Below are 21643 nucleotides of genomic sequence, written 5' to 3' on the forward strand. Positions count from 1 at the left end.
TTTCTTTATTTTTTTAATACGATCTTCAGTTCATCAATCGCTTTTGACATTATTAATGAAGAATTTCCTGAACTATCTGTAACACCAGACAAAATCTTTCCGTCTGGCAGATGGATATCATAACTCTGATTTGCCAATGGTTTACCAGAAATGGGATGAGTAATGATGAATTTCTCATCAAACGTAGAGGACTCAAACGACTTCATCACCCCCTGCATACTGCCTATGCCCGCTTTACTGATGCCCGTGTTCTTAATCAGCAGTTTACCCGGACCACCAATCTCAACATTTCCGCCGTTGATTTTGATGTAGCCGCCTCCGCATATCAGTGTCAACTCGTCCTGTGCCGTAACAACCAGTTTCCTGCCGCTCGAAATATGCGTGTCCTGTGTCGACCAAGTGGTCACATTGCCGCCCTGAGCCTGAATATCAATGTCGTTTTGCGAGCTGAACAGTTTTGCCCCTTCACGGCTGTACAGGCTGAGTTGTTTACCGGCCGCCAGCGTAAAGTTCTTCTGCACACCAACATCCAGCTGTTTACCCGCCGTCAGCGTCAGATTATCACTGGCTGATAGCTGCATATCTTCGCCGCTCACCAGTGCCATGCCTTTTGGCGCACTGCCCAGAATCACCTCTTCATAAAGTTGTTCGATTTTTTGCTTCAGGAGTTTTTGCTGACGGCCAACATCGGCAGCCAGAGCCTGAGCCTGCTGTGCGCAGGCAGCAAGGGATTCCATTTCCACTAATGCTGCTGAAAGCCGTGCAAGCGCAGGCTCCATATCAAGGACCTGACCCTGCGCTTTCGCCTGCCCGTCCGCCGAGATGAATAGTCCTTTCTGCGCCCGGATGGCACCCCAGCTGTCGGTTCTGAGTTCAAACCCCTCACCGCGCTGCTGTTTCTCGCTGTCGACCAGATGGCCGAGATTCAGCTGGCTCTTGCCGCCGTACTCTGTGCTGACCTTGATATGCTCTTTCCCGCGCTCGTCGTCGAGGCGGATTTTGTTGTTCGCCGGGGTCCGCAGGACGTTGCGTTTGTAGTTCCGGATGGTAACGTGGTCGCCGTGCGCCGAGTCGTGCAGCACACCGGCAATGTACGGCCGGTCCGGGTTGCCGTCCTCAAAACCAATCGCCACCTCGGTGCCTGCCAGCAGCGGCAGGTGCAGGCCGTAGGTGTCCCCCGCATACGGGCGGGACTGACGGACCCACAGGCTCTCGAACCCGGTTTCCCAGTTCTCACGGTCAAACAGCATATTGACGCGGTAGCGACCGTCCTTGTCGATATGCCCGTAGGTGTCATTTTCGGTGGTGCTGGTGACGCGTGCCGGTAAGGTACCGGCCATCACCGGGCGGCGGCCTGGTGCCGGGCGGAAGCAAAAGTCCGCGCTGTCCGGGATACCGTCAAACCTGACGCAAAAGTCTGCATCACGCCGGGCATGGCTGTGCATCGCCGTGACCACCACGCCATGCGCAAACACCTCCGCCACTTCGTACCCGCCGGTGACTTTCAGCCGCATACCCGGTGAAAGGGCCGGGCAGCTGGTGAAGGCAACGGTCTGCGTCTGGCCATTCAGGTAGCGTTCGTGACGGATGCGGGCGTAAAACGCCCCGGACTCCGCTGCCGGGTTACGGTCATACGCGCTGCCCGGCGTCAGGTAGTTATCCGCCCAGTGGTAGGCATCACCACAGGTGGTGACATCCCCGCCGGTCGCGTCAACCCGGGCGTCCATGTCCTGCGTGGCCTGACGGTAGTTGTAGTCCCGGGTGCTGACCTGCTTCTGCACCACATTGTGATGGCATTCCATTCCCCAGACTGAATCCACGCCTTTTGAATGCTGGCCCGATGGCGGTACAGACGGCAGCGTCAGGCCTTTCTCATACCCCTGCTGGCTGTCGTAAAACTCCACCACGTCAATGTTGAGGCGCGTGTCGGTGGTGAAGCGGAACCATATACCGACCTCGCCCAGCAGGCGGGTGATGAAGTGCAGGTCGTCCTCAGCGTACTGCATCACCTGCTCACGGCGTGGATACTCTCTGGTGAGCGAAAACAGAAAATCCTGACCGCGCATGCCGTGGCGCTCGCGCAGGATTTTTTCCACGATTTGCGGAACCGACATGTCCTGGTAAATGGCGTTCTGGTGCGAGCGGTCGAGCAGCGCCAGACGCGGCTCAAGCGTCAGGGCGTAGCGGGTTTCATCTTTTGACGTGCTGAGGCGTTCAAAACCGGTCACCACGCCCTGAATCACCCGTACCGGCTGCTGTATTTTGATACCGTAACCCTGGTCTACCGGGGCCTGAAGCGTCAGGGAAGCCGCTTTCATCAGCATCATCTCTTTGCTGATGGCATGATCCGCGCTGGTGAATTCAGTACGGTAGCTGAACGGTGTGCTCAGGGCTTCATCGCCCTCAAATGCCAGCACATCAAGCCCTGCATCGCAGCCCTTCACCGAAAGCAGGTGATGGCTGTGGCTGAATCGTAAGGGAAGATTACTGCTCATGCATGCTCACCTTCTGTCCGGTCAAACTCGAGCACTATGCCCTCTTCCTCATCCCAGCCAAGCGTCAGGGTATGCGGCTTCTTTCCCGCCGCCATCTGGCTCAGCAGCTGCTGGCTCAGGACCGGCAGAATCTGCTGGTTCAGCAGGCTGTCGATATTGCGCGCCCCGGTGTCCGGCAGCAGGCAGGCATCGGTCAGCGCATCAGACAGGCTGTCTGCTATAGCGGTTTTCATGCCGTAATGCCGGGCCAGGCGCTGACTCACCTGGCCGAGCTTCATGCCGACAATCGTACGCATCGCTGCCTGTGCCAGCGGACGGTAAATCACCGTCTGGAAGCGCGCCAGCAGCGCGGGCTGGAAGTGGTCCCGCAGGACAGGACGCAGCAGTTCGTGCAGGTCGCCTTCGGTGGCGTCCGGATTTTCATCCAGCATCTGCATGATAAGGTCGCTGCCAAGGTTCGAGGTCATCAGTATCACCGTGTTGCGGAAGTCAATTTCCCGCCCCTCGCCGTCGCGCATGAAGCCCCGGTCAAACACCTGGTAGAACAGGTTCATCACGTCCCGGTGTGCCTTTTCCACTTCATCCAGCAACACCACGCTGTACGGACGCTTACGGACGGCTTCGGTCAGAATGCCGCCCTGACCGTAACCCACGTAGCCCGGCGGTGAGCCCTTGAGCTGCGAGACGGTGTGTGGCTCCTGGTATTCCGAGAGGTTGATAGTAATAAGGGACTTCTCGCCGCCGAACAGTTCATCGGCCAGCGCCAGGGCGGTTTCGGTCTTGCCGGTGCCGCTCGGGCCCACAAGCAGGAACACGCCCTGCGGGCCGTTCTCCGGTGCCAGACCAGTTTTGCTGGCGCGCAGGCGCTGCGCAATGGCATTCAGCGCACTGTCCTGACCGACAACGCGTTTCGCCAGACTGTGCTCAAGACTCAGCAGTTCCGTCTGCTCGTCCTTCATCAGGGAAGAGAGCGGTACGCCGGTCCAGTCGGCGATAACGGTGGCGACGGTACGCGCGTCCACATCCAGCCCCAGCAGCGGGGTATTCTGCTGCACGGCAGTAAGCTGCATCTGAAGGTCCGCAATTTCCCCCTGACGCGAGATATCCGTGCGGCAGGCAAGCAGTTCTTCCGTGAGTTTCAGCTCCTGGCCGTACCGGGTTTCCCGTTCGTCGAGCTGCAAAATGATGCCGACTTCTTCCTCTCCGATGGCGGCCAGACGTTCGCCATGGGCGGTATTGCCCACCGCGATATCCTCCAGCAGCGCCTGCTTCTCCATGGCAAGTGCCGTGAGCTGCGCCTTCATCCTGGTCAGTGGCTCCGGCACCGTATCGAGGCTCATGCGGACACGGGCCGAAGCGGTGTCCAGCAGGTCAACCGCCTTGTCCGGCAGCTGGCGTCCGGTCAGATAGCGTCTGGAGAGCGTGACGGCCGCCCTGACCGCCTCATCGGTAATATGCACACCGTGGTGCTGCGCGTAACGTGGCTTGAGTCCCCGCAGCATCAGGCACGCGGTGTCGTCGTCCGGCTCGTCAACTTTAACCATCTGGAAACGACGCTCCAGCGCGGCGTCGCGCTCAAAGTACTGTTTGTACTCGCTCCAGGTGGTGGCGGCGATGGTTCTGAGCTCACCGCGGGCGAGCGCCGGTTTCAGCAGGTTGGCCGCATCGGCGCCGCCCGCCTGGTTGCCGGCGCCGATAATGGTGTGCGCCTCGTCAATGAAGAGCAGAACCGGTAGGGGTGACTGCTGCACCGCGTCGATGATGTTTTTCAGGCGCTGTTCAAACTCACCCTTCACGCCTGCACCCGCCTGTAACAGGCCGAGGTCAAGGGTGCGCACGGAGACCGGCTTCAGCGCGTCCGGCACATTCCCTTCGGCGATGCGCAGCGCCAGTCCTTCAACCAGGGCGGTCTTGCCGACTCCCGGTTCGCCGACCAGAATCGGGTTGTTCTTGCGGCGCCGGGAAAGAATGTCCACCATCTGGCGGATTTCATTGTCGCGGCCATAGACCGGGTCGATTCTGCCCTCACGGGCGCGGGCGGTGACGTCGAGGGTGAACCTGTCCAGCGCATTCTGCCACGCCGGGTTCAGCTCTCCTTTTATATCCGCATTCACCGGACGGCCGACAAACTCCACCTCATCGCCCTGCGTAAGCTCCGCTTCCTGCTGCACCTCCGGGCGTTCATCCGACTGCGCATCCAGAAGCCCCCGCAGGCGCTCAAGCTGGCTCTGCGCCAGCGTCAGCAGCGGCCACAGGCCGTCGCAGCGCACCAGTTTCGGTTTGTCCACCAGGGCCATCAGGAGGTGAATGCTGCGGATGTGCTCTTCCCCCGACAGCGAGGCGTGCAGCCAGGCCTCCTGCATCAGAGCCCGGACACTGTCCGACAGCTGCGGACGGCTGCGCACCGAACGTGGCAGGCTGTCCAGAAAACCCAGCACATCCTGCCATATCGTATCCATATCCCATTCGTAGCGCCGCGCCAGCACCGTCAGGTCGCCCTCACCCTGCTCCAGCAGCTTCAGCAACCAGTGCTCGGGCAGGATTTCCGCATGGGCGCGGGTCTGGCACAGGGACGCGGCCCCTTCCATCGCGCGGGCACAGTAAGGGTTAAGACGGCGTAACAGGATGGCGGGATTTTCCATGAGACTCTCTCTTTATCAGTTCCGGACACGCTACCGCCCGTCGCTGTTCCCTGTTATTCAGGAATCCAAAGCGCATCAGGTCGGGCAGGCAGATTGTGTTTTTCTTTGCACAGCGTCCGTGCATACAGACGCTGTGCAAAAAACTGCGGACAGGGCCCTGTCCGCATGCGACTTACGCGGTGGCGCGTTCGTTCCAGGAATCGGAATGAATGATGTTGCCGTCCTTGTAGGTCCAGGTGATTTTTTCGTAGCGCAGTTCAATCTGCTCGAGGTGGTTGTGCTTCTCGAACGCCGGATCTTTGATGTCGTGCATCTTCTGATTCACTTTCACCAGCTTCACGTTCTCAAGCTTCGTGTTGAAGTACTCCACTTCCTGGCCCGCGTCATTGATTCTGTACCACTTAAATTCCGCAGATTTCAGGGTCTGGCCGGTGGTCACCGCCTTGTACAGGTACGGGCTGGAGGAGTCGATTTCCTTGGTGAACAGGAACGGGGTGTGGATACGGGTACCGGTCAGCTTGCCGGTGTTATTGTCGGTCGGGATGTACAGGTTGTGCTCCTGGGCCACCACCTCGATGCTGCCTTCACGATCCTGAACGTCCACAGACCCTTTGATGTCCGCGCCGCCGTCGTCCTTCAGCCACAGATAGACTGGTATTGCCATGTTAATTACTCCGTTAAGTTGTTATCAGCGCCATCATCCTGCGATGACGCGGGGGTGTTGCCCGGCAGCTTGCAGGCGTTCGCCTGCGGCACCAGACTGATTTCGACACGGCGGTTCAGCGCCCGGCCTTCCGCCGTGTCGTTGGTGGCGACAGGTCGGCTTTCACCGTAGCCCTGCACCGCAAAACAGCTCTCCGGCACATCGCCGGTGTCCCGCATCCAGTCGCGCACCGACTCCGCACGCTTCAGGGACAGCACCTGGTTGGACTGGTCATCCCCGGTGCTGTCGGTATGGCCCGCGACCACAATCAGCCAGCCGGGCTTCGCCTTGATCCCCACCAGTGAGTTCACCAGCAGCTTTGTTGAGGCGGGTTTAAGCGCCCACTTTCCGGTATCGAACAGCGACATGCTGTCGAGGCGGATGATTTTCGGCGCGACCTTTTCCACAGGCTTTGGTGGAGGAGGTGGTGGCACATATGAGCGGATCGCTTCCAGCACCGGTATTCGCAGACGTTCCCCCCGATAAAGCCCCAGACCCAGCCGGGCCGGTACACCATTGCGTGCATGCTCATCCAGCAGCGCCGCATCCTCGCGCAGCACCTGTACGGCGCTGGCTTTAGGACCGTAATCATCCATGGCGATGCTGTTGTAACGGACAATATCGAAGCTAACGCGTTGCAGCAGTTGGCGGTTGTTCCAGCCACTGCTGAGCAGTGCAGCAATGGTCGCCAGCGTGACGATTCCGAGCGCACCGCGCCAGGTTCGTCCATGCGGTGTCAGGCCTCGTCCTTCTGGCAGTAAAGGGAGGACAAAATTCGGGAACAGGGAAATAACCGTACTGTCCGTTCCCGCCGGCTGCCAGCCAGACACCTGCTGCATCGCAGTATGGCGGGACAACCACGCTGTCCAGACAGAGGTGGCCATGCTTCCGGCCAGGATCGGGCCCAATCCCCACAGAACCGCAACAGGTTCAATGACAGGAATATCGGGGTTTTCATCCATAAGGACAGCGTGGACGTGCTGTTGGAACCAGCTCATCAGGCTGTTCATAAGCACCTGTTGATGCATCGCAGGCGTTCCGCCAGTATTAACCCATTCAGCAACTGAGCCAGGCGCTGAAGTTCCACTCCAGACCTTTACCCCTTCCCCCAGGATCGCCGTCTGCCAGAGCATGTCATTCATCATCGCACTGCCGACCTGTCCATTCAGAACCAGTGGCACAGAATGGCCGGTTGCTTTACGCAACCGACTAATCTGCCAGCGCAGGGCAAGCAAACGACTGGTAAGGCGTTCACTGTCAGGGTGCTGCTGCGGACAAACACTGACCATCACTGACAGCTGACGTCCCCAGTCGGGGCGCAACCACAGTACCTGACGGGCGGCCTGCTCCAGTTCCAGATGATCCTCCACACGGATCCAGCAGCCCTGCGTGACAGTAAGTACCGGTGACTGATGCGGCCAGGCAAGCGGCAGATCGCCACAGACCAGTACCACGGGCTGGCAATAACTGGTTTCAGGCAGGTCCTCCAGACACAGGGTGAAATCGTGCTGCACGCGACGGCAGGCGACAGCCCAGAACGCCATGATTAGCCCCAGTACCGCCAGCAGGACGAGAACGGAAACCAGCCGGGATGCTGGCAGAAACCACAGGCAGACCACTGCACTCAGCAGGGCAGCCCAGAGCGCAAGCCCGCGCTGTTGTGCAGGGCTCATTTCACGGCTCCCGGCAGCAGGGTAAGCAGTGTCTGATCCAGCCAGCAATCCAGTCCCCACCATAATGCGGTGACCACCACCACACTCAGGCCAATGCGCATGGACCATGATGCAAGCCAACCCCCTATCCCCCGTCCGGCATGGCTTTCCGCCAGAACGGGATGGGGTTGTGAATAGCTGAACGGCGCAACATGTTCATTAAGTGCATTCATGAGTTTCTGCCGCTCAGGATCGTTCAGGGAGCGGAAGTTGCCGAGGAATCCGAGCATCATGACCCGCTGGAAGCAGGTCACGACAGCGTGGTCAGGAGCCGGTTCACGCAGCACATCGCGCATCCGATCGCACAGCGTGTCACCGGCGTCCATGGTGCCAAGGAAGTGCCCCTGCAGGGGAATGTCATACCACTGCACGCAGGCATCATCCTCCACACCGCGACTCTTAACCGCCTCATCCAGCAGCGCACATTGTGCGGTGAGAATATGCCGGCAGCTGGCTTCATCAAGTTCGCCCGCTTTCAGCTCACGCTGCACACGTTCGACATCAGCAATGCAACGCTCCCACAGCGTGCGCCCTTCTCCATCCTGAAATTTCGGACCGTGACGCAGGCTGATCACCTGCAGCCAGGTATCCTGCAGCAGGGCATCAATATCAATGGCCGCGGCAGCGCCGCGTTTACGCTCACTCATGTTCTCAGCACCGCAAAGAGTTCGAGTTCAGGCTCGCCGAGCATGCCCGGAACGTAAAACATGCAGGTGCCGCCCTGGAGCATTTCAGTGGCCTGAGGATGAGAGACATCAAGACTGAACTACTGATTTTCCAGACGTAACGGAATGGCTGCCGGCACATGGCGCAGCGGGGTCAGCGGCACGCCCACCCGCGATGAATTGACGATACTTCTGACATGATCGGGGCTGCCAACCTTGCACTGGCGCGGGAACTGCTCCTGCAGCTGAGCCACCGGCACCATTGAACGCACGGAGAGGTAGTAATCCGCCCCTTCACGCAGACGCGGATCATGCAGACGGGCCTGCCAGAAGTGCAGCCGGGCATCGTGCTCAAGCTCAATCGCCACCACCCGCGATGGCAGACTGGCTTCCAGAAGGTCCCCCAGTAAATTAAACAGCGGCGGAAATACGTTATTCAGTTGCTCGTGCTGCCAGACCGGGATCGCACTCACCTGGTGCTCCAGCGAGAAGGTCAGCAGGCTGCCCGCCAGGCGGGCCAGCTCCGGATACAGGCGTTCAGGCGGACTTTGCGGATGGCGCTGAAATTGCCCCAGCACGGGCTCAGCGCTGTTGAGGGCATTCAGCAACCAGAACAGCGACACGTCGGCCACGGCGAAGTCTGCCATGCGCTCATTACTTTCCCGTCGCATGGCCATCAGTCGGCTCAGGCGTACACGTAGCTGGATCATCAGCTGTTCGAGCTGGGTTAACAGCCAGCGGCTGCCCTCGATGGCCAGGAGCGGGGGGAGAAACGTCTCATCAGGCTGCCACGCCCCCTGCAGATCCTGCTGCAGGCGGGCAACCGGACAGGTCAGGTAATCGCTGTTGTTCTGATATGCAAACCGCAGCGTCAGCTCAGGACGCATTACCGCAATCTGGCGGGTATCGTCCCCGAAGGTATTGCGGATATCCTGCCAACCCTGGCGATAGCGAACAGGACGCCCGGCTACCTCATCGGGCTTAAGACAGTTGCCACCATTCGCGCGCAGCAGCGGTAGCGCGAGCATCACTACCACCTCATTTGATTCACTCTCCAGCGCCAGAACCGGTGGCAGATCGTCAGCATTATCCGTGTCGATAAGCGTCCCGTCGGGGAAACGGATGTGCAGATGGCGGGCCTGCAGGCGGCCCAGTTTCAGTGCATCCGGTTCGAAAGTGGCTTCAATCACTCCCCAGGGATGGGAGAGGCCTAACCGGGCGATGCATTCCGCAGACCAGGCCGCATACGCGGCCTGTTGCTGGAAGTGCTGGGGAGAGACCATCTGGCCCCTGCCCCATAACGGTTGTTCCGTTTTCATGCTTCCTGCCTTACGTTACGCTTTCGCTTTCGGCATCTGGCTCACCAGAGAAAGGTTCACATCCATGCCTTCCACCTGGAAGTGCGGCACCGCAAACAGCTTCACGCGGAAGAAGCCCGGGTTGTCTTCGATATCTTCCACCACCACCTTCGCGTCACGCAGCGGATGAGATGCCTGCAACTCATCGCCCGGATCGGTCATTTCCGTCACCAGACTACGCACCCAGGTATTCAGCTCCAGCTCCAGCAGACGGCGGTCCTTGGTGGTGCCGATGTTCTCGCGCTGGATGAGCTTCAGATAGTGCGCAATACGCGACAGCAGGAAGATGTACGGCAGACGGGCATTGATGCGACTGTTGGCCGTGGCATCTGCGGTGTCGTACAGCGCCGGTTTCTGCGCGGAGTTCGCCGAGAAGAAGCAGGCATAGTCGCGGTTTTTGTAATACGAGAGCGGAATAAAGCCGAGGTTGGCGAACTCAAACTCGCGGGTCTCCGGGATCATCACCTCAGACGGGATTTTCACCTGGTTGCCGGTACCCAAATCGTACAGATGAATAGGCAGATCTTTCACCGCCCCGCCCGCCTGCGGGCCACGGATCTGCACGCACCAGCCGTTATTGATGAAGCTCTTCACCATGTTTGACGCGAAGGAGAACGACGCGCTGGTCCACAGGTATTTCTCGTGATCCGGGCCTTTCACCTGCTCAACGTAGTTAAAGCTGCGCACCGGTACGGTGTCCGGGCCATACGGCAGACGCCCCAGCACGCGCGGCATCACGAGGCCGATGTAGCGGGCGTCGTCGGTGTCGCGGAAAGATTTCCACTTGATGTATTCAGCGCGGTCGAAGTAGTTGCCGATATCCTTAATCGCAGCAACCTCTTCCATCGAGTCTTTCAGGAAGAATTTCGGCCCGACAGAGCCAATAAACGGCATATGTGCGGCAGCTGATACTTTAGAGATATTGCGCAGCAGCGCCACATCCTGCGGACTGGCGTCAAATTCATAGGATGAAATCACGGAACCAATCGGCTCGCCGCCCGGGGTGTCGTATTCGGCGGTATAGGTGTGCCAGTAGAGGCCGCTCTGGATCAGTTCCGGTGCATCCTCAAAATCCTGGCGCAGGTCATCCTTGGAGACGTCCAGAATTTCGGTTTTCACATTCTGGCGGTAGTCGGTGTTGTCCACCAGCTGCTTCAGGCCGCGCCACAGGGACTCCACCTTCTGGAACGCCTGGTGATGCATTACGGCATCCAGCTGACGGCTGATCTGGAAATCCAGTTCGGCGATATGGTGGTCAATCAGCGTTTTGTCGAGCTTCTCCACGGGCTGACCGGATTTGCGGATGCAGTCCATAAACACCTGCATCGCCGCCGTCAGGCGTTCACCCGCCGGCGCGTCAGAAAGCGCGGCATCATCCAGAAACGCATTGATATCACCCAGGCTCGAGGCCGGAGTCAGGTTGATTTTTTCAAACAGGGAGGCGTAAACGCCCTCTTTTTCCAGTACGATGGTCTGCCCCTGCGCGGAGGCGGTTTTACTATTCACAGACATCAGCATATTCCCGGTTAATCCATTAAATTACACATGCCGCTTATTTCGGGGCCAGTGCACTCATTTCGTCGCGTAATTCCTGAGACAGCGCCGGGTCCTTAAGAATTTTCTCGAGTTCTTTTCTGAAAGTGGCGTTATCAAGAAGATTGGATTTGAGGTCGCGTAATAAATTACGCATGGCCAGCATGGCGCGGAGCTGGGGGATCTGGCGGGCAACCTGTTCAGGTTCGAAATCCTTAATATCGGAGAAATTCAGTTTTATACTTTCCTCCGAACCATCGACAGCCATGGTGTTAGGCACCGTCAGATTAACCTCCGGGTTAAATTCCGAAAGTACGCTATTAAAGTTATTTTTGTTGACGTTGATTTTCTTCCTTTCGGACAATGGACGATTCTCTTTTCCATTACTGAAATCACCGACAGTGAGAAGTTTAAGCGGCAGTTCGACTTTCTTCTGCGCGCCGCCTGTATGCAGCGCCAGCTTTAAATTTATGCGTGCCTTGGGCACCTCATTCTGAAATGAATCGGCCATAGCAGTCCCTTTCTTTGCAAGAAATACGAGTTAAGTGAGTGACGGGTCTTTACAAAACCATATTAGAGCAAAAGCCCATTCATGATCAACTTTTCAGATCAAAGATCTGTATATGGATTTTTCTTAAGAATTTTCCACTAATCAGTAGTATTTATAAATTCCAGATATAAGTGGCACGCAGAAAGTATTAACCATTTATTCACAATAGATTAGCAGGAACGTCTGCCTTGATAGAGAATATTGAATTCATTGCCACCTGTCGTTGAATAATTGATTTATATCAATGCTGATTTAAGCATCAACTGCAAAATCGCAGAGACATATCATCTTATTCAATAAACCTCCTGAATATGGAAAAATCCTAAATCGGACAAAAGTCAGGTTTTAAATAGCAGGAATTAAGCTATTACATGGAGGATGTATAAATGCTTGCACGCTTTTCAATAAACTGGAAAAGAGATGTCGCTCGAAGCATTCATCAAAAGAATAAATGATTTTTTATGAAAGGAATTTTGATAATAACTAGCCTGTAGGTACCATGAACCGTGTGTTCAGGCGCTTAAGCGATGTATAGCTATTTGCCAAAACCACTTAAGCGCCTTTCCTGTTTTTTTAATGCTTTTCAATATACATTGTACGACTGTACGCAACATCCTCTGGGTTATTTATCGGATACCCTTTAACCCAGGGCTTAATGAGGCGGCCATTGGTGTATTGATAAATAGGGGCTATCGGCGCTTTCTCGGCGAGGATCTTCTCGGCCATGTTGTAGTCTGCATTACGCGCTTTTTCAGTGGTTTCGAGCGTCGCCTGATGAATAATCTTATCGTAAGCAGGGTCGTTGAACCGTGAGATGTTGCCGGTGTGAGAGGACGTCAGCAGCGACAGGAATGTCGACGGCTCATTGTAATCCCCTACCCACGACGCACGGATCACGTCGAAATTCCCGGTATTGCGGCTGTCGATGTAGGTCTTCCATTCCTGATTCTGCAACTTAACGTCAACACCCAGATTTTTCTTCCACATAGATGCGACGGCAATGGCGATTTTCTGGTGGTTTTCAGACGTGTTGTACAGCAGCGTTAATTTCAGCGGGCGCTGGGGACCATAGCCTGCCGCCTGTAATAACGTTTTCGCCTGAGCATTTAGCTCCTGCTGCGACATCTGCTCAAATGGCGAGATTTCCGGTGTAAAACCGGCAGTGACATCGGGAGTGAAATGCCAGGCCGGTTTCTCACCGGTTCCCAGGACTTTTTCAGCCATAATACGTCTGTCGATAGTCATGCTGAGCGCCAGACGTACGCGGGCATCCGCAGTTGGGCCTTTTTGTGTGTTAAACGCGTAGTAATAGGTCCCAAGCTGTGGCGGTGTATAAACCTGTCCCGGAATATCTTTAAGCAGCTTCTGGTACATGTTTTTCGGAAATGATTCCGTAATATCGATATCGCCCGCCAGGTAGCGTTTGGTCGCTGAGGACTCCTGGTTGATTGGCACAAAGGTGACTTTTTTAAGCACCGTGTTGGCGTTATCCCAGTAGTGAGTATTCGGCTCAACCACCAGTTTTTCATTCACCACGCGATCTTTCAGCACATACGCACCGTTGCCGATGAGCGCGCCAGGGCGCGTCCATTCTTTACCGCTTTCCACGTTTGCCTTTTGAACAGGATAGAACGCAAAGCTAGCCGTGAGGTTGCTGAACCATGGCAGCGGTTTATCCAGCTGCACGCGCAGCGTTTTAGCATCGACTGCCGTCACGCCGAGCGTTTCCGGTGCAGCTTTACCATCGATAATGGCCTGCGCATTATTAATACCCGCCAGCGCTGCAAACCAGGCGAAAGGTGACGTAGTTTTAGGATCAACCAGACGACGCCAGCTGTAGACAAAATCTTGTGCCGTCACCGGGGTACCGTCAGACCACTTCGCGTTATCCCGCAACGTAAACGTCCAGACACGGTTATCGTTGCTCTGCCAGCGCGTCGCCACGCCGGGAACCAGCTCCCCTTTTTCGTTCTGATTCACCAGCCCTTCATAAAGGTCGCGGATCACCTGTATCTCGGGTAAACCCACCGCTTTTGCCGGATCGAGCGAGGCGGGTTCATCTTTAATGTGTCGAACCAGCTCCTGCTTTTGCGCCAGCACCGTTCCCCTGGGAACCTCCGCGGCATATGAAAGTGAAGAAAACCCGCACAGCCACAGCGCAGTGCAAAGAAGCGAAACAGGATGCTTCATACGATCCCCTTAATGATGTCAGGTAACAGGCAGATGCGTAATTATTTGTTTCGAAACGGAGAAATGCAAATGCTTCCTCAGGAAAGTTGATGTCAGGCAATTTTACACACAGACGGAAACTATTTGATTAAGCGCGGGTTTTGCACAACACTGCCAGAAGCGACTTCATCATCAGGGTTTATTATGGCAACCACCCGACCAAGAACGGAACGCGGCGCCTTCCCGCCCGGGACTGAACATTATGGCCGCTCATTTTTAGGCGCCCCACTGATCTGGTTTCCGGCTTCCGAGCCCGATCGCACTAGCGGCTTAATCATTGCGGGCACACATGGCGATGAAAACTCGTCCATCGTGACGCTTTCGTGCGCGCTACGTACGCTGGCCCCCGATTTACGACGACATCATGTGATTTTGACCGTCAACCCGGACGGATGCCAGCTTGGATTACGGGCGAATGCACGAGGCGTTGACCTTAACAGGAACTTTCCGGCAGCAAACTGGCGTGCCGGTGAAACGGTGTATCGCTGGAACAGTTCGGCGCAGGAACGAGATGTGGTCCTGCTTACGGGAGAAAAACCGGGTTCCGAGCCCGAAACCCAGGCGCTGTGTCAGCTTATTCATAAGATCCACCCGGCCTGGGTTGTCTCTTTCCACGATCCCCTCGCCTGTATTGAAGATCCTCGTCATACGGCGCTCGGGCAGTGGCTGGCGGATGCGTTTGCTCTACCTCTGGTAACCAGCGTCGGGTATGAAACGCCCGGGTCGTTTGGCAGCTGGTGCGCGGACCTCAGTCTTCACTGTATCACCGCAGAGTTTCCGCCTATTTCCTCGGATGAAGCGAGTGAAAAATACCTCAGAGCGATGACAGATCTTCTGCGCTGGCAGCCTCAAAGATGAAGTACGCCGGAGGTAAAACTCAGGGCGGGTGAAACGTCAACCGCCAGCCAGGTTGGGCCATCCAGATCGGCAAAACGCACGCTGTTCACCAGCGGGAGTGCAGCACCGATCGCTCTGGACGTACACAACATACAGCCCAGCATCAGGGAAAAGCCTTGCGCCTGGGCATCTTGTGCCAGTGCCAGGGCCTCGGTTAACCCACCCGTTTTATCCAGCTTGATGTTCACCATCTCGTAGCGGCCCTTGAGGGCTGACAGGCTCTCACGGGTATGACAGCTTTCGTCTGCACAGACGGGAAGCGGATGAATAAAATTCGCCAGCGCGGCATCGTCTTCTGCCGGGAGAGGCTGCTCCAGCATGGCAACGCCCAGATCGGCAAGCAGCTGACAACGGGCTGCCAGCCCTTCGCTGTGCCATGATTCGTTCGCATCGACGATAAGGGTGGCATCAGGTACCGCCGCACGAATGGCGACCATGCGTTCGCTAATCAGACGATCGTCGAGCTTCACCTTTAATAAGGTTGCACCGGTGGCATACAACGCCTGAGCGCTGGCGGCCATTTGCTCTGGTTCACCAATGACCACCGTTTGCGCGGTGACGATCGATTGCGGCAGCGTAACGTCCAGCAGCGAAGGTAGCGGTTTTTGTTGTTTCGCCGCTTCCAGACTCCAGAGTGCGCAGTCAATCGCGTTACGTGCCGCGCCGGCCGGCAACCTCTGCTGAAGAGCCTCACGCGTCAGGCCCGCCTGCAACTCGGGCACCACCGTCATAATTTGCGCCATGACTGACGCCAGGCTTTCTCCGTAGCGAGGATAAGGGGTACATTCCCCGACGCCTTTTACGCCGTCCTCTTCACATTCAACCACGACCACACAGGCCTCATTACGGCTGCCACGCGAGATCACAAACGGGGTGTGCAATGGCCAGGCTTCTTCATAGACCTTAACGCTTCTCATCACTGACTCCTTGCAGGCCGGAAAGGCAGAAAATTGGTTTGCCGTGCTAACTGCGGATGACATACACTAGCCACGACGTTAACTATTTGTAAACAGGAAGATATCTATGTCACAACTCGTTCATTTCCAGGGCAACCCGGTTGCTGTTGCAGGTTCCATCCCACAGTCTGGCAGCAAAGCACAGCCTTTTACTCTGGTGGCTAAAGATCTGTCTGACGTCACGCTGAGCCAGTTTGCTGGCAAACGTAAAGTCCTGAACATTTTCCCAAGCATCGATACTGGCGTTTGTGCTGCATCAGTGCGTAAATTCAACCAGCTGGCGACCGAAATGGACAACACCGTAGTGCTGTGCATTTCTGCTGACCTGCCGTTTGCCCAGTCCCGCTTCTGCGGCGCTGAAGGCCTGAGCAACGTCATCACCCTTTCCACTCTGCGCAGCCCGGATTTCCTGGAAAAATACGGTGTTGCCATTTCCGAAGGCGCGCTGAAGGGTCTGGCTGCTCGTGCGGTGCTGGTGATCGACGAAAACGACAACGTTGTTTTCAGTGAGCTGGTTAACGAAATCACTACCGAACCGGATTACACCGCTGCACTTGAGGCGCTTAAAGCCTAAACGTAAAAAAGCCTCTGCAAAGAGGCTTTTTTATTTATTCGTCACCCTTCTTCTGATTTAACCCATACTCGCGCAGCTTATTCGCAATCGCGGTATGTGACACCCCAAGACGTTTAGCCAGCTTGCGCGTGCTCGGATAGCTGCGATAAAGCTGCGTTAACACCGAACGCTCGAAACGGCTGGTGATGTCATCCAGCGAGCCTTCCATTGCCTCTTCGCCTACCGAGACCGTCCCGGCATCGTAATCCGGCAAGAGAATATCCTGAGGACGCAGTTCATACCCTTCAAGCTGAGTTAATGCGCGATAGACCGCATTTTTTAGCTGACGAATATTGCCCGGCCAGCCGTAACGCGTCAGCACGGTACCCAGGTCGGCAGAGAGCTTCGGACGCGGCACGCCCTGCTCGTCGGCAAAACGGGCGACGAACAGTTCCGTCAACGGCATGATGTCCTGCGGGCAATCGCGCAGCGGCGGAATATTAAGCGTCAGAACGTTGAGACGATAGTAGAGATCTTCGCGGAATACCCCTTTCTGCACCAGCTCCACCAGGTTTTTCTGGGTGGCGCAGATGACGCGTACATCCACGTGCACTTCATGATCTTCCCCCACGCGGCGGAACGTGCCGTCATTGAGAAAACGCAGCAGTTTCGCCTGCATGCGTGGCGACATTTCACCAATCTCGTCCAGCAACACCGAGCCGCCATTCGCCTGTTCAAAGAAGCCTTTTTTGCCTTCCGGCGCATGCCCGAACAGTTCACTTTCCACCGCATCTTCAGGAATAGACGCGCAGTTCAGCGCCAGATACGGTTTTGCCGCACGCGGGCTGGCCATATGCACAGCATGCGCCAGCAGATCTTTCCCCGTACCGGTATCCCCGGTAATCAGCAGCGGTGCCGTAAGATTTGCCAGCTTGCGCGCCTGGTCGAGCACGTGACGCATCTTCGGGCTCACCGCAATAATCTGGCTGAATGCGCCGACGTCCTGGCTGGAAAGGTTCTGTAACTGGCGTCCCATGCGCACCGTGGAGCGCAGCATGATTACCGCGCCGGTGAGCACCCGCGCGGCATTTTCCCCTTTCAGGTAGACCGGCGTGATCTCCATCAGGAAATTCTGTCCATTGATGACGACGTGCTCGCTATGGGTATTTTGCGGGTTGCTGTCCAGCCAGCGCTGGAAATTAAAACCTGGGATCAATTGCGTGGCGTAATGACCGATAAGCTTTTCCTGAGTCTGCGCAAACAGCTGGCAACTGGCCTGGTTAACGCGCTCGACTTTGTTTTTCAGATCGAGAGAGAGAAACGGCTCCGGCATTGCTTCCAGCAGTGCGCTCAGCGCAAGGTGTTCCCGCTCGGATGGCATCCAGGGGATGGTGCGTACATCCGTAACGCCAGCGATACGGCGGATTTCGGCCATCAGGCTACTGAAGGTATTAAATTCAATTTCGGCAAAATTGAGGTAAATTCGCCCGACAGGGTCGATCTCTATGCCACGTAAATCAATGCTACGTAAAACAAGAAGATCGAGTAACTCGCGGGTCAGACCGAGACGGTCCTCACAAAAGACTTCCAGACGCATGGGAAATTCACCGTTTAAGCCAATAACAGTAAAATGATATGTCAGATCACGGTATTCGGGAAGGTGGCTGTCAACAAATATTGACAGCCCGCACGATTAGTAAACGAAACCTCACTGAGCAGGTTTTTTATTGAGCGTCTCTTTAAGCTGACCAATCAATTCGCGACGGAAATCCCCCAGCCGCGGCTTATCGCCATCGATCCAGGGGAGTGGACGACAAACCTCCATCGCTTTGATTCCTAAGCGTGCCGTCAGCAGACCGGCACCAATCCCCTGCGCCGCCCGGGCAGAGAGACGCGCCGCAAGATCCTGCGACATCCAGTCCATCCCGACCTCCCGCACCAGTTCGCTTGCCCCGGCGAAGGCGATATTCAGCAACACCAGTTTGAACAGGCGCAGTCGGCTGTAATAGCCAAGCTCAATGCCATACAGCCTGGCGATGCGGTTGATCAGGCGCAGGTTGCGCCAGGCGATAAAGGCCATGTCCACCATCGCCAGCGGACTGACGGCAATCATCAGGGTGGATTCCGCCGCCGAGCGGCTGATCTCACGACGAGCCTGCGCATCCAGTACCGGCTGAACAATGTGCGCATAGAGCGTGACCACTTCCTGGTCATTCTGGGTTTCGTGGATCGCCGCATACCAGCGCTGAAGCGCCGGGTGAGAGTGATCTATCCCGGCCTGAGCCGCAAGCTTTTCACAAAAAGCACGCCCTTTTCCGGTGCCGTGGCTGTGCAGCAGATCCCGCGCTTCATCGCGTTCGTGCGCACGCTGACGCAGACGCCAGAGGCGACGCCACTCGGTCACGACCGAGCCGACGCCCGCACCAACGATCAACGCCCCGGCGGCGCATCCCCCCAGCGCTACCCAGTCCTGGGTTTGCCAGGCATTGACGCCCCACTGCACGCCCTGACCAATTACGCTCACACCAAAAAGGGCTAACCCGGCGGTCACCATCTTACGCCACAGGCTGCGTTTCGGGCGCAGTGCCGCATCAACGACCGCTTCCGCCTGCCCCTCTTCAACCAACGGCTCCTCTGCCAGCACGGGAGCAAAGTTGTCGGCCTGCGGACCGCTGAAGGTTTGCGCTGTTTTAAACGCCTCATGCGGGGACTGCTCAAGCTGGCCGGTAAAATCAATGCGGGGTTTTAACGGTTCCGTCATCGCAATTTATCTCCAATTAAAAACTCCAGCGCGGCATCCAGACGGATATGCGGCAATGGCTGGTCAACGTTCATGCTCTGCGGACGGAAGTCTTCGAACTGAAAACCCTGGCTTTGCCAGAAAGCCTGGCCCGGCAAACGCGGGGGAACTTCGCCCGGATAGACCGTGAGCGGCTCACCGTCGCTGAGTCGGTTGCCCCGCAGGGCCGGAATTTTCTCGCCATTCACGTCAATCAACCCACTCTGTGTAGCCTGTACGGACGCCAGACCCAGACAATCCATACTAATCCCTTCGAACGCCGCGTTCTGCCAGGCATCCTGCACCAGCTGTTGCAGCAGGGATACCATGTTGGCGTGCTGATCGACCGTCACATGATCAGCTTTTGTGGCGGCAAACAGCAGCTTGTCGATGACCGGCGAGAATAAACGGCGAAACAGCGTACGCTGGCCATAATGAAAACTTTGCATCAGCTGCGTCAGCGCCAGCCGCATATCATTGAACGCCTGCGGCCCGCTGTTGAGGGGTTGCAGGCAGTCCACCAGCACGATCTGGCGGTCAAAGCGTAAAAAATGATTTTTATAAAAACCCTTAACCACCTTCTCACAGTAATAATTGTATCGCTCGCGGAGCATACCGGCGTTGGTGGTCTTGTCTGCCTGCGCCAGCTTCGATTCGCCGATGCGGTCAACGTCCGGCCACGGGAAAAACTGTAGCGCGGGAGCACCGGCTAGATCTCCCGGCAGAACAAAACGGCCCGGCTGAATAAAATGCAGCCCCTCCTGCTTGCACTGATGCAGGTAATCCGTCCAGGCCTGGGCTATGACGGCCAGACGGTTTTCATCCGCCGGCGCCAGCGGATCCAGCCCTTCGCAAAGCTGGCGCCATTTGGTCGACCACTCTGCCCGCTGCCCCTGCAACAGACCGGTCATCTGTCGGGACCAGCTCAGGTAATCCTGCGCCAGCATCGGTAAATCGAGCAGCCATTCTCCCGGATAATCCACAATTTCGAGATACAGCGTGGACGTTTCTTTAAAGTGACGCATCAGGGATTCATTCGAGCGAAAACGAAGCGCAAGGCGAATTTCGCTCACGCCACGCGTCGGGGTGGGCCAGGCGGGAGGCTCCCCGTATAACTGTGCCAGACCTTCATCATAGGTGAAACGGGGGATGCCAAAATCACGTTGCGGTACGCGTTTTACGCCTAACAATCGCTCCTCGCGAACCGCGCTAAGCAGTGGCAGGCGCGCCCCAGCATGCAGGTTCAACAGCTGATTGACCATCGCCGTAATGAATGCCGTCTTACCGCTGCGGCTCAGCCCGGTAACGGCAAGACGCAGATGGCGATCAACGCCACGGTTCACCAGAGAATTGAATTCGTTTTTAAGTCGCTTCATCGCCGTCCTTCATTGTCTGGAACCCTGAACAAAGTCACTTCAGAATACAGTAAATTGGGGCAGATCGTTGATTATCAATTCTTAATTATTGCTATTGCCGTTTTCTCTCCAGTAAGATGGACGCAATTGCTGTCCGTCTGGAGTGAGTAAGGTGTATGTCACCCACCATCTATGATATTGCCCGCGTTGCTGGCGTTTCGAAATCAACCGTGTCACGCGTTCTGAATAAACAAACGAATATTTCTCCTGAAGCGCGTGAAAAGGTGTTGAAGGCGATAGATGAGTTAAATTACCAACCTAATAAACTTGCCCGCGCACTCACCTCTTCTGGCTTCGACGCCATTATGGTTATTTCGACCCGCTCAACCAAGACCACTGCAGGAAATCCCTTTTTCTCAGATGTACTGCATGCCATAACGGCAAAAGCAGAAGAAGAAGGTTTTGATGTTATTTTACAAACGTCCAAAAGCAGTGAAGATGATCTGCAAAAATGCGTGGGTAAAATAAAGCAGAAGATGATCAAAGGCATCATCATGCTAAGCTCGCCGGCGAACGAGTCGTTTTTCTCGACGCTGGATGAATACGGTGTGCCTGTGGTCGTCATTGGTAAAGTGGAAGGAAATTACCAGAATATCTATTCTGTCGACACGGATAATTTCCGCGACAGCGCCATATTAACAGACTCGTTTATCACGCATGGCCGCACCAAAATTGCCTGCCTGCATGCCCCGCTCGATTATCACGTCTCTATCGATCGCCTGGCGGGTTATAAATTCAGCCTTGAGAAACACGGCATCGAAATTAACCCGACCTGGGTTATCGATGGCGGCTATACCCATGAAAGCGCGCTTCAGGCGGCCTGCCAGCTACTCTCCTCAGACAACCCGCCCGATGCGGTTTTTGCGACTGACAGCATGAAATTGCTGAGTCTTTATCGTGCTGCGGATGCGCTAAATCTGGCGATCCCGGAACAGGTCGCAATGGCAGGATACAGCGACCCGATGCTATCTCTCATTTTAACCCCTGCACCAGGCGGCTTTGATATCCCCACGAAAAAGCTGGGCGAAGAGAGCTGCGATTTGTTGTTCAGGTGCATTGCGGATAAACCTGCGCCGCATAAGGTATTGGTTGAAACACATTTTTCAGATGCAGCTTCGTTACGCTAAAAACCAGGGGCAAACGCCCCTGGTATAAC

Annotated in this window: 15 protein-coding genes and 1 pseudogene; 3 read left to right on the top strand and 13 right to left on the bottom strand. The window is 56.1% G+C overall.

The features are described from left to right. Nucleotides 1-5 precede the first annotated feature (5 nt). From ACQG2Q_RS12710 to ACQG2Q_RS12750, 9 genes and pseudogenes are all read right to left on the bottom strand, one after another. The gene (locus ACQG2Q_RS12710) at nt 6-2495 is read right to left on the bottom strand and encodes a type VI secretion system Vgr family protein (RefSeq protein ID WP_096217010.1); all 2490 of its coding nucleotides are present in this window, start codon (nt 2493-2495) and stop codon (nt 6-8) included. Then, entirely contained in the window at nt 2492-5137 is a 2646-nt protein-coding gene (tssH, locus tag ACQG2Q_RS12715; RefSeq protein WP_096217009.1) for a type VI secretion system ATPase TssH, read from the bottom strand. The genes ACQG2Q_RS12710 and tssH overlap by 4 nt, the downstream gene beginning before the upstream one ends. A 172-nt stretch (nt 5138-5309) precedes the next feature. After that, nucleotides 5310-5801 carry a type VI secretion system effector Hcp gene (gene hcp, locus ACQG2Q_RS12720; protein WP_096217008.1) on the bottom strand — a complete coding sequence of 164 codons (492 nt, stop codon included), beginning with the start codon at nt 5799-5801 and terminating at the stop codon, nt 5310-5312. A 5-nt stretch (nt 5802-5806) separates the two neighbouring features. Beyond that, nucleotides 5807-7513: an OmpA family protein gene (locus tag ACQG2Q_RS12725; protein WP_096217007.1), complete on the bottom strand. Its 1707-nt coding sequence runs from the start codon at nt 7511-7513 to the stop codon at nt 5807-5809. Continuing rightward, nucleotides 7510-8199, bottom strand: coding sequence for a type VI secretion system protein TssL, short form (gene tssL / locus ACQG2Q_RS12730; RefSeq protein ID WP_426759183.1), 690 nt, complete (start codon nt 8197-8199; stop codon nt 7510-7512). Before tssL ends, ACQG2Q_RS12725 begins: the two co-directional genes overlap by 4 nt. Further along, nucleotides 8196-9536 (bottom strand): annotated as a pseudogene (gene tssK / locus ACQG2Q_RS12735) (type VI secretion system baseplate subunit TssK). The gene tssL and the pseudogene tssK overlap by 4 nt, the downstream one beginning before the upstream one ends. A 15-nt stretch (nt 9537-9551) precedes the next feature. Next, nucleotides 9552-11093 carry a type VI secretion system contractile sheath large subunit gene (gene tssC / locus ACQG2Q_RS12740; RefSeq protein WP_414453256.1) on the bottom strand — a complete coding sequence of 514 codons (1542 nt, stop codon included), beginning with the start codon at nt 11091-11093 and terminating at the stop codon, nt 9552-9554. 34 nt (nt 11094-11127) lie between these two features. Further along, entirely contained in the window at nt 11128-11619 is a 492-nt protein-coding gene (gene tssB / locus ACQG2Q_RS12745; protein ID WP_023300236.1) for a type VI secretion system contractile sheath small subunit, read from the bottom strand. Between the two features lie 612 nt (nt 11620-12231). Then, entirely contained in the window at nt 12232-13848 is a 1617-nt protein-coding gene (locus ACQG2Q_RS12750) for a peptide ABC transporter substrate-binding protein (protein ID WP_023300237.1), read from the bottom strand. Between the two features lie 183 nt (nt 13849-14031). Between ACQG2Q_RS12750 and mpaA the strand changes: the two genes are divergently transcribed. Further along, nucleotides 14032-14745 (top strand): murein tripeptide amidase MpaA, encoded by a 714-nt coding sequence (gene mpaA, locus ACQG2Q_RS12755; protein WP_063849102.1) that lies wholly within the window; start codon nt 14032-14034, stop codon nt 14743-14745. Here the strand turns inward: mpaA and ycjG are convergent. Then, nucleotides 14736-15701 (bottom strand): L-Ala-D/L-Glu epimerase, encoded by a 966-nt coding sequence (ycjG, locus tag ACQG2Q_RS12760; RefSeq protein ID WP_045308907.1) that lies wholly within the window; start codon nt 15699-15701, stop codon nt 14736-14738. The two genes, mpaA and ycjG, sit on opposite strands and share 10 nt — an antisense overlap. A gap of 106 nt (nt 15702-15807) precedes the next feature. Between ycjG and tpx the strand changes: the two genes are divergently transcribed. Further along, nucleotides 15808-16314 (top strand): thiol peroxidase, encoded by a 507-nt coding sequence (gene tpx, locus ACQG2Q_RS12765; RefSeq protein ID WP_003856889.1) that lies wholly within the window; start codon nt 15808-15810, stop codon nt 16312-16314. A gap of 34 nt (nt 16315-16348) precedes the next feature. On the opposite strand, the gene tyrR is transcribed toward tpx, so the two are convergent. The 3 genes from tyrR to ACQG2Q_RS12780 all read right to left on the bottom strand — a co-directional run bounded on the left by tyrR (nt 16349) and on the right by ACQG2Q_RS12780 (nt 20448). Then, the gene (tyrR, locus tag ACQG2Q_RS12770; RefSeq protein ID WP_022648289.1) at nt 16349-17890 is read right to left on the bottom strand and encodes a transcriptional regulator TyrR; all 1542 of its coding nucleotides are present in this window, start codon (nt 17888-17890) and stop codon (nt 16349-16351) included. A gap of 111 nt (nt 17891-18001) precedes the next feature. Then, entirely contained in the window at nt 18002-19054 is a 1053-nt protein-coding gene (locus ACQG2Q_RS12775; protein ID WP_023306373.1) for a YcjF family protein, read from the bottom strand. Continuing rightward, a complete protein-coding gene (locus tag ACQG2Q_RS12780; protein WP_022648291.1) occupies nt 19051-20448 on the bottom strand; it encodes a YcjX family protein in 1398 nt (465 codons plus the stop codon). Before ACQG2Q_RS12780 ends, ACQG2Q_RS12775 begins: the two co-directional genes overlap by 4 nt. 155 nt (nt 20449-20603) lie before the next feature. On the opposite strand from ACQG2Q_RS12780, the gene ACQG2Q_RS12785 reads away from it, so the two are divergent. After that, on the top strand, nt 20604-21614 hold the full coding sequence (locus ACQG2Q_RS12785) for a LacI family DNA-binding transcriptional regulator (RefSeq protein ID WP_022648292.1): 1011 nt from the start codon (nt 20604-20606) through the stop codon (nt 21612-21614). The last annotated feature ends 29 nt before the right edge of the window (nt 21615-21643 follow it).

It is taken from the genome of Enterobacter cloacae complex sp. 370H10 (assembly GCF_050031535.1).
GTDB classification, from domain to species: Bacteria; Pseudomonadota; Gammaproteobacteria; order Enterobacterales; family Enterobacteriaceae; genus Enterobacter; species Enterobacter intestinihominis.